General features: G+C 66.3%; 10 protein-coding genes and 1 tRNA gene. 7 read left to right on the top strand and 4 right to left on the bottom strand.

What is annotated here, in order from left to right; translation table 11 throughout:
* Window positions 1–168 precede the first annotated feature (168 nt).
* The 6 genes from J8I35_RS06090 (at window position 169) to J8I35_RS06065 (ending at window position 9521) form a co-directional block, all read left to right on the top strand.
* Window positions 169–1329 carry an efflux RND transporter periplasmic adaptor subunit gene (locus tag J8I35_RS06090; protein WP_209924764.1) on the top strand — a complete coding sequence of 387 codons (1161 nt, stop codon included), beginning with the start codon at window positions 169–171 and terminating at the stop codon, window positions 1327–1329.
* A 20-nt stretch (window positions 1330–1349) separates the two neighbouring features.
* A complete protein-coding gene (locus tag J8I35_RS06085; protein WP_209924763.1) occupies window positions 1350–4493 on the top strand; it encodes a multidrug efflux RND transporter permease subunit in 3144 nt (1047 codons plus the stop codon).
* A gap of 4 nt (window positions 4494–4497) precedes the next feature.
* Window positions 4498–5928, top strand: coding sequence for an efflux transporter outer membrane subunit (locus J8I35_RS06080; RefSeq protein ID WP_124593236.1), 1431 nt, complete (start codon window positions 4498–4500; stop codon window positions 5926–5928).
* Window positions 5929–6029: 101 nt separating this feature from the next.
* On the top strand, window positions 6030–6722 hold the full coding sequence (locus tag J8I35_RS06075) for a response regulator (protein WP_209924762.1): 693 nt from the start codon (window positions 6030–6032) through the stop codon (window positions 6720–6722).
* Complete coding sequence (locus tag J8I35_RS06070) at window positions 6719–7057, top strand: hypothetical protein (RefSeq protein WP_235356134.1); 339 nt, start codon at window positions 6719–6721, stop codon at window positions 7055–7057. Before J8I35_RS06075 ends, J8I35_RS06070 begins: the two co-directional genes overlap by 4 nt.
* A gap of 628 nt (window positions 7058–7685) precedes the next feature.
* Entirely contained in the window at window positions 7686–9521 is a 1836-nt protein-coding gene (locus tag J8I35_RS06065; RefSeq protein WP_124651285.1) for a S53 family peptidase, read from the top strand.
* 142 nt (window positions 9522–9663) lie between these two features.
* On the opposite strand, the gene J8I35_RS06060 is transcribed toward J8I35_RS06065, so the two are convergent.
* A complete protein-coding gene (locus tag J8I35_RS06060; RefSeq protein WP_089489141.1) occupies window positions 9664–10314 on the bottom strand; it encodes a pyridoxamine 5'-phosphate oxidase family protein in 651 nt (216 codons plus the stop codon).
* Between the two features lie 237 nt (window positions 10315–10551).
* Here J8I35_RS06060 and J8I35_RS06050 point away from each other — a divergent pair, with 237 nt between their 5' ends.
* Entirely contained in the window at window positions 10552–12033 is a 1482-nt protein-coding gene (locus tag J8I35_RS06050; RefSeq protein ID WP_209924761.1) for a PLP-dependent aminotransferase family protein, read from the top strand.
* A 7-nt stretch (window positions 12034–12040) separates the two neighbouring features.
* Here the strand turns inward: J8I35_RS06050 and J8I35_RS06045 are convergent, their stop codons facing one another.
* The 3 genes from J8I35_RS06045 to rpoD all read right to left on the bottom strand — a co-directional run bounded on the left by J8I35_RS06045 (window position 12041) and on the right by rpoD (window position 16536).
* Window positions 12041–13591, bottom strand: a complete 1551-nt coding sequence (locus J8I35_RS06045) for a phospholipase D family protein (protein WP_209924760.1) — start codon at window positions 13589–13591, stop codon at window positions 12041–12043.
* A gap of 310 nt (window positions 13592–13901) precedes the next feature.
* Window positions 13902–13980: transfer RNA gene (locus J8I35_RS06040), tRNA-Ile, on the bottom strand.
* A 138-nt stretch (window positions 13981–14118) separates the two neighbouring features.
* On the bottom strand, window positions 14119–16536 hold the full coding sequence (rpoD, locus tag J8I35_RS06035; protein ID WP_080334133.1) for an RNA polymerase sigma factor RpoD: 2418 nt from the start codon (window positions 16534–16536) through the stop codon (window positions 14119–14121).
* Window positions 16537–16620: the final 84 nt, after the last annotated feature.

Genomic DNA, 16620 nt, shown 5'->3' with positions numbered 1-16620 from the left:
CGCCGCCCCCTGTTCGTCCGGGCGTTCCGCTTCGGCTCCCCCTCCTTTCGGCGCCTTTCGCCGCCTCCATCGAATCTCCATCTTTCCGCATCAAAGCCCCCAACTAATCCAAGCACACTCCGCCCCGTCAAAGCAGGCAGTGGGCTGCCTGCGCTTCCTGGAGTCGCTATGAAGAATCAGAAACGATGCTGCCACGGCGCCGTATGCGCGCTGGCGGCGGCGATGCTGGCGGGTTGCGGGCCGGCCGAGCAGCAGGCCGCCGCACCGGCCACTCCGGTCGCGGCCATGACCGTGACCGCCATGCGCGTCGACGTGACCGAAGACCTGCCGGGCCGCGTCGCGGCCGTGCGGGTGGCCGAGATCCGGCCGCAGGTGAGCGGCATCGTGCAGCGCAGGCTGTTCGAACAAGGCACCGAAGTGCGCGTGGGCCAGCCGCTGTTCCAGATCAATCCGGCGCCGTTCAAGGCCGAGATGGATACCGCCGCCGCGTCGCTGCAGCGGGCACAGGCCGCGCTCGAACGCGCGAAGGTGCAGACCGCACGCTTCAAGCCGCTCGTCGAGGCCGATGCGATCAGCCGCCAAGTGTACGACGACGCCGTATCGCAACGCGACCAGGCCGCGGCCGACGTCGCGCAGGCCCGCGCGACGCTCGCGCGCCGCCAGCTCGACCTGAAGTTCGCGACCGTGGAAGCGCCGATCGCCGGCCGCATCGACCAGGCGCTCGTGACCGAAGGCGCGCTGGTGTCGAGCGGCGACAGCCAGCCGATGGCGCGCATCCAGCAGATCGACCAGGTGTACGTGGACGTGCGCCAGCCGGCCGCGTCGCTCGAAGCGCTGCGCGGCGCGCTCGCGTCGCAGCCGCAAGCGTCGGACCGCAACGGCCTGCCGGTCGACGTGCTGCGCGACGACGACACCCGCTACGACGTGAAGGGCCGCATGCTGTTCTCGGGCGTCAACGTCGATCCGGGCACCGGCGACGTGCTGCTGCGCGTGCTGGTCGACAACCCGAAGCGCCAGTTGCTGCCGGGCATGTACGTGCGTGCCCGGATTCCGCGCGCGCACTACGCGAACGCGGTGATGGTGCCGCAGCAGGCCATCGTGCGCGCCGGCGGCAAGCCGCAGGTGTGGGTGCTCGACACAAAGGGCATCGCGCACCTGAAGGCGGTCGAGGTCGGCGAACTGACGAACCGCAGCTACCGCATCAAGTCGGGCCTGCAGGCCGGCCAGAAGATCGTCGTCGAAGGCATGGAACGCCTGACCGACGGCGCGCCGGCGGCCGCGACCGACTGGAAGTCGCCTGACGCGGCCGCCACCGCGTCCGCGCACTGAGTCACGAGGAGCCTCCAGCCATGGCTGAATTCTTTATCCGACGCCCGGTGTTTGCGTGGGTGATCGCGCTCTTCATCATCCTGACGGGGCTGATCGCGATCCCGCAATTGCCGGTCGCGCGCTATCCGTCGGTCGCGCCTCCGTCCGTCACGATCACCGCAACCTATCCCGGCGCCACGCCGCAGACGATGAACGACGGCGTGCTGAGCCTCATCGAGCGCGAACTGTCCGGCGTCAAGAACCTGCTGTACTTCGAATCGTCGGCCGACACGTCCGGCGGCGCGCAGATCACCGTCACGTTCAAGCCCGGCACTAATCCCGAGATGGCGCAGGTCGACGTGCAGAACAAGATCAAGTCGATCGAGCCGCGCCTGCCTGCCGCGGTGCGCCAGAACGGGCTGATCGTCGAATCCGCATCGTCCGGCTTCCTGATGCTGATCGGCCTGCGCTCCGACAGCGGCCGCTTCGACGAAGGCGCGCTCGCCGACTACATGGCGCGCAGCGTGTCCGAGGAGTTGCGGCGCATCGACGGCGTCGGGCGCGTGCTGCAATTCGGCTCCGAGCGCGCGATGCGCATCTGGGTCGATCCGCAGAAGCTGATCAATTTCGGCCTGTCGATGAACGACCTGACGACCGCGATCGGCCAGCAGAACGTGCAGATCGCGCCGGGCAGCCTCGGCGCGCTGCCCGCGCTGCCGGGCCAGCGCGTGACCGTGCCGCTGACCGCGCAAGGTCAGCTCGCGACGCCGGAGGAATTCGCAAAGGTCGTGCTGCGCGCGAACGCGAACGGCTCGAAGGTCGTGCTCGGCGACGTCGCGCGCGTCGAACTCGGTTCGCAAAACTACATGTTCGTGAGCCGCGAGAACAACAAGCCGGCCACCCTCGCCGGCATCCAGCTCGCACCGGGCGCCAACGCGGTGAAGACCGCAGACGCGATCCGCACGCGCATGGCTGAACTGAGCAAGTCGATGCCGTCTGGCATGAGCTATTCGATCCCGCTCGACACGTCGCCGTTCGTGAAGATCTCGATCGAGAAGGTGCTGGCCACGCTGTTCGAGGCGATGGTGCTCGTGTTCCTCGTGATGTACCTGTTCCTGCAGAACGTGCGCTATACGCTGATCCCGGCCATCGTCGCGCCGGTCGCGATGCTCGGCACCTTTGCGGTGATGCTGCTGACCGGCTTCTCGATCAACGTGCTGACGATGTTCGGCATGGTGCTCGCGATCGGCATCATCGTCGACGATGCGATCGTCGTCGTCGAGAACGTCGAGCGCCTGATGGCCGAGGAAGGACTGTCGCCGAAGGACGCGACGTCGAAGGCGATGAAGGAAATCACCGGCGCGATCATCGGCATCACGCTGGTGCTGACCGCGGTGTTCCTGCCGATGGCGATGGCGAGCGGCTCGGTCGGCGTGATCTACAAGCAGTTCACGCTGTCGATGGCCGTGTCGATCCTGTTCTCCGCGCTGCTGGCGCTGACGCTCACGCCGGCCCTGTGCGCGACGATGCTCAAGCCGCTCGCACCGGGCCATCACGAAAAGCGCGGCTTCTTCGGCTGGTTCAACCGCCGCTTCGATCGCCTGACGACCTGGTACGAGACGCGCGTCGGCCGCCTGGTCGGCCGCACCGGCCGCGTGATGCTCGTGTTCGTCGCAATCGCGGGCGCACTGGTGTTCGGTTTCCGCAGCCTGCCGTCGTCGTTCCTGCCGGACGAGGACCAGGGCTACTTCATCACCAGCTTTCTGCTGCCCGCGGACGCTACCGCCGAGCGCACGCATGACGTGGTCAACACGCTGGAGAAGCATCTTGCTTCGCGTCCGGCAATCCAGTCGAGCATTTCCGTGATCGGCTACGGCTTCTCGGGCCAGGGTCCGAACGCGGCGATCAACTGGTCCGTGATGAAGGACTGGAAGAACCGCGGCGGCGCATCGACGCTCGAGGAAGGCATGCTCGCGCAGCAGGCGATGGCCGGCGTGACCGAAGGCACGGTGATGAGCCTGCTGCCGCCGGCGATCGACGAGCTCGGCAACAGCTCGGGCTTCTCGATGCGCCTGGAAGACCGCGCGAACCAGGGCACGGCCGCGCTCAAGGCAGCGGAAGTCAAGCTGCTCGAACTCGCCGCGCAAAGCAAGGTCGTGACCGGCGTGTACCCGGACAGCCTGCCGGCCGGCACGAGCATCCGCCTCGAGATCGACCGCGCGAAGGCGCAGGCGCTCGGCGTGTCGTTCACGACGCTCAGCGACACGCTGTCGACCGCGATGGGCTCGACCTACGTGAACGACTTCCCGAACGCAGGCCGCATGCAGCAGGTGATCATCCAGGCCGACGCGCCGGCGCGCATGCAGATCGACAACGTGATGAAGCTGTACGTGCGCAACGCGGCCGGCGGCATGGTGCCGCTGTCCGAGGTGGTGCGCCCCGTGTGGGCCGACACGCCGCTGCAGATGGTGCGCTTCAAGGGCTATCCGTCCGCACGGATCTCGGGCACCGCCGCCCCCGGCCAGTCGAGCGGCGCGGCGATGGCCGAGATGGAACGGCTCGCCGCGCAACTGCCGCCGGGCTTCGCGGTCGAGTGGACCGGCCAGTCGCTGCAGGAACGCCAGTCGGCGTCGCAGGCGCCGATGCTGATGGTGCTGTCGATGATCGTCGTGTTCCTGGTGCTCGCCGCGCTGTACGAAAGCTGGTCGATTCCGCTGTCGGTGATGCTGGTGGTGCCGCTCGGCCTGATCGGCGCGATCGGCGCGGTGCTGCTGCGCGGCTTGCCGAACGACGTGTTCTTCAAGGTCGGGATGATCACCGTGATCGGTTTGTCCGCGAAAAACGCGATCCTGATCGTCGAGTTCGCGAAGCAGTTGCGCGAGGAAGGCAAGGGATTGATCGAGGCAGCCGTGCAGGCGTCGAAGCTGCGCCTGCGCCCGATCTTGATGACCTCGCTCGCGTTCGGCCTCGGCGTCGTGCCGCTGATGATCGCGACCGGCGCCAGCGCCGAGACGCAGCATGCGATCGGCACCGGCGTGTTCGGCGGCATGGTGACCGCGACGGTCCTGGCCATTTTCTTCGTCCCTGTTTTCTTTGTGTTCGTGATGAGCATCCAGGAGCGCATCGGCGCATGGCGTGCGTCCCGCAAGCAGCCGGCCGCCCCGACTCACGGACAGGAAGGTTGATGCCATGCGATTGCTTATTCTTCCCCTCGTCCTCGCGCTGTCGGCCTGCTCGCTCGCGCCGACGCTCGTCAAACCCTCGATGCCGGTGCCGACGGCCTACACCGCCGCCGCGGCCGCCGATCTCGACGCGAATGCCGCCGACCTCGGCTGGCGCACGATGTTCGGCGACCGCCGCCTGCAGCGCCTGATCGAGCTCGCGCTCGACAACAACCGCGACCTGCGCGTGGCGGCGCTGAACGTCGAGGCCGCCGAGGCGCAGTACGGCATCCAGCGCGCCGCGCGGCTGCCGTCGATCGGCGCCGGCGCGAACTTCACGCGCCAGCGTACGTCGGACGACACGCAGTCGAATCCGCCGCTGTTCGGCACGACGCAGAACCAGTACGGCGTGAACGTCGGCATCAGCGCGTTCGAGATCGACCTGTTCGGCCGCGTGAAGTCGCAGTCGGATGCCGCGTTCGCACGCTACCTCGCGACCGATCACGGCCGCCGCGCGGTGCAGATCTCGCTCGTCGGCGGCGTGGCCGACGCGTACTTCGCGGAACGCCTCGCGTACGAGCAACGCCAGTTGTCCGAGCGCACGCTCGCCGACTGGCAGCAGTCGCTCGATCTCGCGCGCCGCCTGAAGGAAGCGCATCAGGCGAGCGGCGTCGACATCGCGCAGGCCGAGGGCCAGGTCGCGAGCGCGACGGCCGATCTCGAAGCGCGCACGCGCGCCGTCGAGCAGGCGCGCAATGCGCTGCGCGTGCTGGTCGGCGCCGAACTGCCGAAGGATCTGCCCGAGCCGCTGCCGCTTCAGCAGCAACCGGTGATGACGCAATTGCCGGCCGGCCTGCCGTCCGAACTGCTGTTCCGTCGCCCGGATATCCAGCAGGCCGAACAAAACCTCGTCGCCGCGAATGCGGACATCGGCGCCGCGCGCGCCGCGTTCTTCCCGCGCCTGTCGCTGACGTCGTCGATCGGCTTCCTCAGCCCCGCGATGGGCAGCCTGTTCGACGGCGGGCAGCGCGTATGGAGCTTCGCGCCGCAGGTCACGGTGCCGATCTTCCAGGGCGGCCGGCTGCGTGCCGAGCTGCGCCTCGCGGAAGTGCGCAAGTCCGGCGCGGTCGCCGAATACGAACGCGCGATCCAGGCCGCGTTCCGCGAAGTGGCCGACGGCATCGCCGGACGCGAAACCTTCGGCCGCCAGATCGACGCGCAGACGCGCGTGGTCGGCTCGGCCGAGCGCCGCACCGACCTGTCGAACCTGCGCTATCGCGCCGGTGTCGAGGGGCGGCTGGAGTTGCTCGATTCGCAGCGGCAGCTCTATGCGGCACGGCAGGCGCTGCTCGACCTGCGCCGCAGCGAGCTCGGCAATGCCGTTGCGCTGTACAAGGCCCTCGGCGGCGGCCTGACGGACCAGGACGTCGCACCGTCGAAGCACGTGGTGCAGAACTGAACGAACGGCGCCGCTCCGCCCGCGCAGCAGCGTGGCAGAACGGCGCGCCCCGCGCCCGGCAATGGGCCGCCCCGATTGCTCGACATCGCACGGCACACTCCATGACGAATTCCCTGATACTGATTGCAGAAGACGAGCCCGACATCTCGGACATCCTCGATGCGTACCTGAAACGCGACGGCTTTCGCACCTGCCGCGTCGCCCACGGCCAAGCGGTGCTCGACATGCAGCCGCACCTGAAGCCCGACCTGATCCTGCTCGACGTGAAGATGCCGCAGAAAAACGGCTGGGACGTGCTCGCCGAGCTGCGGCGGCGCGACAACACGCCCGTCGTCATCGTCACCGCGTTCGATCGCGACCTCGACCGGCTGCAGGCGCTGCACGCCGGCGCGGACGACTACATCGTCAAGCCGTTCAACCCGGCCGAGGTCGTCGCGCGGTTGCGCGCGATCCTGCGCCGGTCCGCCGCGCCGCCGGCCCTGCGCATGCTGCGCGTCGGCGACCTGGAGATCGATACCGACAGCTATCTGGCCCGCGTGCGCACGGCTGACACCGAGGTGCCGATCACGCTGACGCTGACGGAGTTCCGGCTGCTCGCGCACATGGCGAGATCGCCGAGCCGCGTGTTCACGCGCGGCGAGTTGCTCGATGCGTGCATGGCCGACGTGAGCGCGCTGGAACGCACGGTCGACAGCCACATCTGCAGGCTGCGCAAGAAACTCGAACAGGCCGGCGCACCGGGCATGCCGGAAGTGATGCGCGGCGTCGGCTACCGGCTGCGGGGCGCGCAGTGATCGTGGCCGGCGATCGGTCGGCGCGCACGGTTTCCCGCGACGGCTGCCCGGCCGACCTCGCGCGCTTCATCGAGCACTTCAATGAGATGACTCATCCAATGCAATCGACGAATCCACCTGATGCGGCAGCCCCCGTCGCCGGCCGCAACCGCGTCACGCGCACCCAGCTCACTGAACTCCAAACCCGGCTCGACGCCATCAAGGTGCTCGCCACCGATGCGCACGCTGCCTCTCACGACGCGCTGCTTCAGCACGTCGACGCGCTGTTCCGGTGCGTCGAAGACCTTCAGGTAGCCGAACGACAGGCGCCGGCGATTCGAACATTTCCTCGATAACGAACGGCCGTTTCAACACGCATCGGAAAGGATCGGCGAGTCGCTTTCGGCATTACCTGCGTTACCGGTTTCGAACATTACAAAATGCCGCCGATCTTTCAAAATTATTGCGCCTTATTCGATTTAATTTTGTTTCATATAATCAGAAAAAGTTTGACATCGCGCTTTCGTTCTTGATACCGTCCGATGCAAGCAATCCGACGGATTGCCCGCCACGCAATCGATTCCGCTCTACATTTTTTCGCTTCCGCTGCACCGAAGTACGCGCCGCCGAATGATTCGTTCGTCCGCCGGCGCGTGCAGTATCCCGATGCATTTCACTGGACGGCTGCCATCCGGCAGCGGGCCGAAGGACCGAATCAAATGAGCAGGACAACGAAGCTGTTGCTCTAGCAATCCCGCCCGCGCCGACTCCGGCGCGACTGCCCCGCCCTGCGGCGCAGCCTTCCCGTTACCGCGTTTTCCGTATTTCGCCTCCGGAGAAAACCCGCTTTCCGGATCGGGCGAAAGGCCCTGTCGCGTCCGTGCCATCCGCCCGTATGCGACAGAAAACGGCGGTGCATGACCCGCGCCGCTGTCGACCGTTGTTGTTCGTGCCGTTCGTTGTTCAACCGGAGGGGTAATTCAAATGAATCAGGTTGCAAACAAGAAACAAAAGCACATTCGCGCCGTCAATCTCGCACTCGCCGCCGCGGCCGCCGCCGCTTCGTTCGGCATGGCGACCGCCCATGCCGCGCCTGCGGCCGGCTGGACGGAAACGCGCACCAAAGGGTTCCTGCCGCTCGTGCAGCAGAACGAAGCCGGCACGGCCGGCGCGCCCGCCGCGAGCACGGCAGCCGCTGCCGCGTCGGCTATCGACATGGCGCCCGGCGAATCGGTGGACATCGTGCTCGGGCTGAACCTGCGCAACGAAGCCCAGCTCGACCAATACCTGCGCGACCTGCACACGCCCGGCTCGCCGCACTACCGGCAGTTCCTCACGCCTGCGCAATTCGCCGCGCAATACGCACCGACCGACCAGCAGGTCGCGTCCGTCGTCGCCCACCTGCGCAAGGCCGGCTTCGTGAATATCGTGGTCGCGCCGAACCGGCTGCTGGTCTCCGCGTCCGGCACCGCGGGGACCGTCCAGTCCGCATTCCGCACGACCCTCAAGCGCTTCACGCGCAACGGCCGCAGCGTCTATGCGAACACCGACGCCGCGCAAGTGCCGAACGCGATCGGCAACGTCGTCGGCGCGGTGCTCGGCCTGCAGAACGTCGAGCTCGTGCATACGGGCGCGGGCGGCACGCCGCAAGGCAACACCAGCAACCTGACGATCCCGGCCGGCGCGTCCGCGGTGCCGCACAACCCTACCGAGTTCTCGTCGATCTACGGCGGCGACGGCACGCCGACGGCTTCGCAGACCACGGTCGGCATCATCTCCGAAGGCGATCTGTCGCAGACGGTGAGCGACCTCAATACGTTCGCCGCGAACAACGGCCTCGGCACGATCAGCAGCAGCATCGTGAAGACGGGCCCGGCCGGCAGCTCGTACACCGACACCGACGGCACCGTCGAGTGGAACCTCGACAGCCAGTCAATCGTCGGCACGGCCGGCGGCAGCGTGAAGCAGGTCGTGTTCTACGTCGCGCCGTCGATGACGCTCACCGCGATCACCGCCGCGTACAACAAGGCCGTGACCGACAACGTCGCGAAGGTGATCAACGTATCGCTCGGCGTGTGCGAATCGTCCGCGTACAGCACCGGCTCGCAGGCGACCGACGACACCATCTTCAAGCAGGCGGTCGCGCAAGGGCAGACCTTCTCGGTGTCCGCCGGCGATCACGGCGCGTACGAATGCGCGAGCGGCAAGCCGTCGCGCTCGACCTACACGGTGAGCGAGCCGGCCACGTCGCCGTATGTGATCGCCGTCGGCGGCACGACGCTGTTCACGAATACGTCGACCAATGCGTACAACAGCGAAATCGTCTGGAACGATCCGAGCTGGCAGTCGGGCACCGTGTGGTCGACGGGCGGCGGGTACAGCAAGTACGAGGCCGCGCCGACGTGGCAATCGTCGACCCTCACCGGCTCGACCAAGCGTGCGCTGCCCGACGTCGGCTTCGACGCCGACCTGCGCACGGGTGCGATTCTCGTCGTGAACGGTCAGACGTCCGACACGCTGTGGGGCTCGGGGTACCTGAACAACGAAGGCGGCACGAGCCTCGCCGCGCCGATCTTCACGGGCATCTGGGCGCGGCTGCAGTCGGCCAACAACAATGCGCTCGGGTTCCCCGCATCGAGCATCTACAAGTACTTCCCGACCAACGCGGCGCTGCTGCACGACGTCACGTCCGGCAACAACGGCAGCGGCACCTACGGCTACAAGGCGAAGGCCGGCTGGGATGCGACGACGGGCTTCGGCAGCGTGAACATCTCGAAGCTGAACGCGTTCATCCAGACCACGTCGGATTTCGCGCGCTGATGAGTCGCTGACCGTTGCGGTTGCGCAAGCGCGACGTATCGTACGCAACCGCGTCTGACGACCCGCGAAGGCTGCGAAGCCATCGCGGGTTTTCTGCATGCGGCGTCATCTCGCCTCTCCGATGCGAGCCCCGCCGCGTCGCTCAATCGGCCCAGTCCCGGACATAATCCGGCACCGGCACGGTGCCGCCCGCATGCACCGGCGCGCCGCGTATCGTCTTCAGCGGCAGGATCCCGGCCCACACCGCCAGCCCGAGATCCTCTTCCTTGTCGGACGGCAGCGAATCGCTGATTTTCACGGCCGCTTCCGCCATCGAAATCCGCAGCACGCTGGTCGCATTGATTTCCTTCGAATTGCCCGGCCGCGCTTCATGCTTGCGGCCCGGCGCGATCTTGTCCATCAACGCATCCAGCGCGGCGAGTTTTTCCTCACTGCCTTCGACCACGTCGAACGGCCCGTAGATCACCGCCGATCGATAATTCATCGAATGGTTGAAGGCGGACCTGGCCAGCACGAGACCGTCCAGCAGCGTCATCGCGACGCAAGCCTGCGCGCCGACCGACAGCGCCTTGATCATTCGGCTGCCGTTGGACCCGTGGATATAGAGCGCATCGCCCGTCCTCCAGTGTGCGGTCGGGATGCAGTGCGTGTTCTGCCCGTCGCCGAACGCGATGTGACAGACGTACGCGTCGTCCACGATGCGGTAGAGCATCGTGCGATCGCGACTCGCCAGTTCAGGCAGACGGCGAATGGTCGTGCGCGGCGTGGAAGAGAGAGTGGTCTGGTTGCTCATATATATCTGTACTGCGAAATGAATTGTATCGGCATCGTGCCGTATCCGTGTCTCAGCGCGTGGTTGCCCCGCCCATCGACAGTCGCGCGCCGAATCGAGCAAAATACGCGCACACCGCGAGTTGCGCCGATCGCCAGCCATGTGTGCGAACCGGCCTGCGCCGCGCAAGCATGAACGATACGACGCGCGACGCGTCTTCGAAAGAACCAGCACAAGGAAAATTTCTGGAACCAGCCCATGGATCTCGCGCTGCTCATCTCATCGCTTGCCAGACAGGACGGCGCGACAACCCATAGCCAGCAGGAAGCGCTCTACCGGAGCCTGCGCGACATGCTGCTGGACGGGCAGCTTCCGCCCGGCACGCGGCTCGCGTCGACGCGCGTGCTCGCGGCCGAGCTGGGCATCGCGCGCAATTCCGCGGTCTATGCGTATGAGCGCCTGGCCGAGGAAGGCTTCGTGGCGGCCACGCGCAATGGCACGATCACGCGATGGGACGGATGCGGCCGCCCGGGCGCCGGACAGCAAGACGGCCCTGCGCCGGTTCACCTGTCGGCGCGCGTGCAAGGGTTGGAGAACGCCGATCCCGAGCCCGAACGCATGTTGCCGTTCGTTCCCGGCCTCCCGTCCCTCGACGAATTCCCGGTTGCCCAGTGGCGCCGTTGCATCGAGCGCGCGTGGAAGACCATCACGCCCGCCCGGCTGGCGTACGGACCGGTCGAAGGACTGCCCGAACTGCGGCGCGCGGCGGCCGCGTATATCCGCGTGTCGCGCGGCGTGCGCTGCGACACGGACCAGGTATTCATCACCGACGGCACGCAGGGCAGCCTCGAACTGTGCGCGCGGATGCTGGCGAATCCCGGCGAATACGGCTGGCTCGAGAACCCTTGCTACAACGGCGCGAGGACTGCGTTCCGCTCGACCGGCCTGACTCCCGTGCCGATCGAGGTCGATCGCGAGGGCATGGCGCCAACCGACGCGCAGTGGCGCACCCACCCGCCCCGGCTGATCTATACGACACCATCGCACCAGTACCCGCTCGGCACGCTGATGAGCCCCCGGCGGCGCGCGGCGCTCGTCGAGCATGCCCGTGCATGCGGCGCGTGGATCATCGAGGACGACTACGACAGCGAGTTCCGTCGCGGCGGCCAGCCGCTGCCCGCGATCCAGGGCCTACAGGCGGACGCGCCGGTGTGCTATCTCGGCACGTTCAGCAAGACGATGTTTCCGGCGCTGCGGCTCGGTTTCATGGTGGTGCCGCCGGTGCTGGTCGAACGCTTCACCCGAACGCTGCGCGAACTCGTCCATCGCGGTCACCCGGCCGACCAGCTGGCGATGGCTGAATTCATCGATACCGGCCTATTTGCGCGGCATCTGCGGAAGATGCGGGCGCGCTATGCGGACCGGCGCAGCAGCCTCGAAGCGGCGCTCGCCCGCCATCTCGGCACGTCGCTGAGCGTGCGGGAAAGCCCGGGCGGCATGCATCTTTCCGCGGATCTCGCGATGCCGCTGCACGATACCGACGTCGCGCGCACTGCCGCCGCCCATGGCTTGCTGCTGCAACCGCTGAGCAGCTACTGCATCGGCGACGGCCGCCGCGGCAACGGCCGCCGCTACAACGGCTTCGTGCTCGGCTATTCAGGGCTGAGCGACGCGACGATCGAGACAGCCGCGATGCAGTTCGCAGCCATCATCGACCAGCACCGCCGCGCGCGGCGCTGAGCATCGCTCACAGTTGCGATTCGATCGGAAACAGCCCGAGGAACCACACTTCCATCCGCCGCCCGGCGGATACCTCCGGCTCGTGGTCGATCTCGGTGACCTTCCCGTCCGCGTCCGTCTGAACCCACGTGAGCCGCCCTTTGCCAGCCGCGTCGGTTCTCGCTTCCACGCGCCATGCGATCTGGTCGAGCCGCGCTTCCAGATCGTTGGCCACCTGGGATGCGATCGCCGGGCTCTCGCAGTAAAGGCCGATCTCCGTATTGAGGTTCAGCGAGCGTGGATCGAGATTCATCGACCCGATGAAAATGCTCGTGTGATCGAACACGTAGGTCTTCGCATGCAGCGACGCACGCGACGAGCCGATGATGACCTGCTTCGAAATGCTCTTGTCGCCCGACGGCCGGCGCTCGTAAAGCCGCACGCCCGCGTTCACCAGATCGCTTCGATAGCGGCGGTAGCCGGCATGCACGGCCGCCACGTCGGTCGACGCGAGCGAATTGGTCAGCACCGTCACGCGCACGCCGCGCGCCACGAGCGCGCGCAGCCGTTCTACGGCATCCTTGCCCGGCACGAAATACGGCGACACGATCAGCAGGTCGTGCTGCGGCTGCAACGCGAGCGCACGCAACTGCGGCATCAGGTGCCCGTCGCGGTCCTTCGGCGGGTGCGCGATCTTCGACGGATCGTCGTACAGCACCGTCGCATGCCCCCACGACAATTCGGTGCCCTGCCCGTGAACGATCCGGTCGAGCCGCTGCCGGGCCTCGAGCACGTACGGATTGTCTTCCATCGCCCTCAGGTAGTCGCGCAACCGTTCGCGCTCGCGGTCGAGCCCGCCCGGCGCCGCATCGTGCCCGACCAGCGTATCGACCGGATACGCATACGGCGAATTCCAGAACGTATCGAATTCGGTCGAGATGTCCTTCACGACCGGGCCGTGAACGACGACGTCGAGATCGCCGAATTCCAGCATCGACGATGCGCCGAAATATTCATCGCCGATATTGCGACCGCCGACGATCGCCGCCTGGTTGTCCGCGATCATCGCCTTGTTGTGCATGCGCCGGTTGACGCGCGAGAACTCGAATACGGTGCCGATCTTCTTGAACCGGCGCGTGGCCACTGGATTGAACAGCCGGATCTCGATGTTCGGATGCGCGCTGATCTCGAGCAGCTTGCGGTCGTCCGCGTTGGTGCCGAGATCGTCGAGCAGCGCGCGCACGCGCACGCCGCGATCGGCCGCGCGCATGACCGCATCGGCCAGTTCGTGGCCGGTCAGGTCGTCGTGCCAGATGTAGTACTGAAGGTCCAGCGAGCGATCGGCGCGGTCGGCGAGCAGCACGCGCGCGTCCAGCGCGTCGACCGGATCGGTCAGCAAATGAAACGCGTCCTGCCCCGGATGCGCGGCAGCCTGCTGGCGAAATGCCGCGCCGAGGCGCGTATCGTCGGTATCGCTGAATGCATGCGTCGGCGCACGGTCGGCCTGCGGCGGCAGGCTCGCGCACGCGACAAGCATCAACAACGACAGAATCGCACCCCACGAACGCAGCATGATCATGTTGGCCGCCCCCACTGTCGGGCGAAGTCGGATTGTGTTTGTTCTGGCTGCCGGACGGAGCGCGGCGCGGGTCATCGGTGCGCGCGCGACGGAGCAGCGTGCGACCGGATCGCGCCACAGCATACTTCGATTGATATCGGGGCCGCACGCTTTCCGTGTTTCCGCGGTGGCGAAGATGCGACAGGCGGCGCCGGCGCGAACGCGTTCAATACGGTCGACACATGCGTCCCGCGCCCCAAAAGAAAAACCCGCGACGCCGTGCGGCATCGCGGGTTTCGCGGCTTCCCCCGGACAACCGTGGAAGCGAATCTGGTGGGCCCCCCGGGAGTCGAACCCGGCACCAACGAATTATGAGTTCGCTGCTCTAACCAAGCATGAGCTAGGGGCCCAGACGAGAAGCAAAGCGTGCTACACGCCACCCCGGCAACGAGGCCGGGCCGGCATTGTAACAACAAAGACGACAGAGGGAACAAACGCCACCGGCATCATGCGGACACCGGCGGCGTTCGTGGCAGAGACGCTGGAAATCAGTTCCCTTCGAGGAACGACTTCAGCTTGTCGGAACGGCTCGGGTGACGCAGCTTGCGCAGCGCCTTGGCCTCGATCTGACGGATCCGCTCGCGCGTGACGTCGAACTGCTTGCCGACTTCCTCGAGCGTGTGATCGGTGCTCATCTCGATACCGAAACGCATCCGCAGCACCTTCGCCTCGCGCGGCGTCAGCGAATCGAGCACGTCCTTCACGACGTCGCGCATGCTGGCATGCAGCGCGGCATCCGCCGGCGCGACCGTGTTGGTGTCCTCGATGAAGTCGCCGAGATGGGAATCGTCGTCGTCGCCGATCGGCGTTTCCATCGAGATCGGCTCCTTCGCGATCTTCATGATCTTGCGGATCTTGTCTTCCGGCATCTCCATCTTCTCGGCGAGCGTGGCCGGATCCGGCTCGAGACCGGTTTCCTGCAGGATCTGCCGCGAGATGCGGTTCATCTTGTTGATCGTTTCGATCATGTGAACCGGAATACGGATCGTGCGCGCCTGGTCCGCGATCGAGCGCGTGATGGCCTGACGGATCCACCACGTCGCATAGGTCGAGAACTTGTAGCCGCGACGGTATTCGAACTTGTCCACTGCCTTCATCAGGCCGATGTTGCCTTCCTGGATCAGGTCGAGGAACTGCAGGCCGCGGTTCGTGTACTTCTTCGCGATCGAGATCACGAGACGCAGGTTCGCCTCGGTCATTTCGCGCTTCGCCTGACGTGCCTTCAGTTCGCCGGCCGCCATCTGGCGGTTGGTTTCCTTCAGGTCCTTCAGCGGCAGCACGACGCGCGCCTGCAGGTCGAGCAGGCGCTGCTGCTGTTCGCGGATCGCCGGGACGTTACGCGACAGCACCGCGCTGTACGAATGGCCTTCCGCGGTGATCTTCTCCGCCCAGTCGAGATCCGTCTCGTTGCCCGGGAAGCGTGCGATGAATTCCGAACGCGGCATGCCGCACTTGTCGACGACGATGTGCAGGATCTGACGCTCGACCTGACGCACTTCGTCCACTTGCGCACGCAGCGTGTCGCACAGACGCTCGACGGTACGCGCGGTGAAGCGGATCGTCATCAGTTCGGTCTGGATCGTTTCCTGCGCCTTCAGGTAGGCCTTCGACTTGTAGCCTTCCTTCTCGAACGCGCGGCGCATCTTGTCGAACCACTCGCTGATCTGCGAGAACTTCTCGAGCGACGCACGCTTGAGGGCTTCGAGTTGGGCGGCGTTCGCCGATGCCTGCGCGGCGCCGTCGTCTTCCTCCTCTTCCTCTTCTTCCTCTTCCTCTTCGGCTTCCTCATCCTCGTTCTCGATGGCTTCCGCTTCCTTCGCGGAGAAGCCGTCCGTATCGGCGGAGTCCGAAGCATTCGGATCGAGCAGGCCGTCGACGAGCTCGTCGACGCGGATCTCTTCGTTCGCGACGCGTTCGGCCATCGCGAGGATGTCGGCGATCGTCGTCGGGCACGCGGAGATGGCCATCACCATGTGGCGCAGGCCGTCCTCGATCCGCTTCGCGATCTCGATTTCGCCTTCGCGCGTGAGCAGTTCGACCGTGCCCATCTCGCGCATGTACATCCGGACCGGATCGGTCGTGCGGCCGAATTCCGAATCGACGGTGGACAGCGCGACTTCCGCTTCCTCCTCGACTTCATCGTCCGACGACGCGGCGGGCGCGTTGTCGTTCAGGAGCAGCGTTTCCGCGTCCGGCGCCTGCTCGTAAACCGCCACGCCCATGTCGTTGAACGTGCCGATGATGCCCTCGAGGGCTTCGGTCTCGGTGAAGTTGTCCGGCAGGTGGTCGTTGATTTCGGCGTACGTGAGGAAGCCGCGCTCCTTGCCGAGCTTGATCAGCGCGCGCAGTTTCACGCGGCGCTCTTCGAGCTCCTCGGCCGTGCCCGGCGTGCTCGTCGCGAACGCTTCCTTCAGCAGCGCCTTTTCCTTGGCGCGACGATCGCGCACCTTGGACTTGCCCGGTGCAGCCGCGGCTGCGGGCTGCTCGTCGCTCTGATTTGCGTCGTCTTCGACGGATACTTCGTTCAGCTTTTTGGTCATGGAGTTCGCCGTACCGGCTATATCGACTCGCGGCTGCTGGACGACAGCCGGTTGAACCGTGGGTGCATGAGTAGTACGTACTGCCGTTTCGTCCGCGTCGGCAGTCGTGTCCCTTGCGCTTTTCGCACTTGCCCGCTTCGCCGCCGGCTTGGCCGGCCCGGAGTCGGGTCTGGCGGCAGCCCGTGTTCTGGCTGCCGGCGCCGGCGCAGCCTGAGCAGTGCCGGCCGCGGTTTTCTTTCCTGCAGGGGCTGACGTGGCTGAAGACGTTGTCCTGGTGGAAGAAGCAGACTTGGCCGCTGTGACCTTTTTGGTCGGCTCCGTCGAGCCCTTGCCCGTTGCTTTCTTTCCGCCTGTCGTCTTTGCCATCGCGATTCTCGCCTCTGCTTGGAAAACAAACCGCTGGAAACCTTATATTATAGCACGCTGGGGAGCCCTCTCTAAGCGCCCCGG

The sequence above is a fragment of the Burkholderia sp. CpTa8-5 genome, assembly GCF_017815045.1.
Taxonomy (GTDB): domain Bacteria; phylum Pseudomonadota; class Gammaproteobacteria; order Burkholderiales; family Burkholderiaceae; genus Burkholderia; species Burkholderia sola.
The sequence above is the reverse complement of the archived record's forward strand: the minus strand, read 5'-3'. Positions and strand labels throughout refer to the sequence as shown.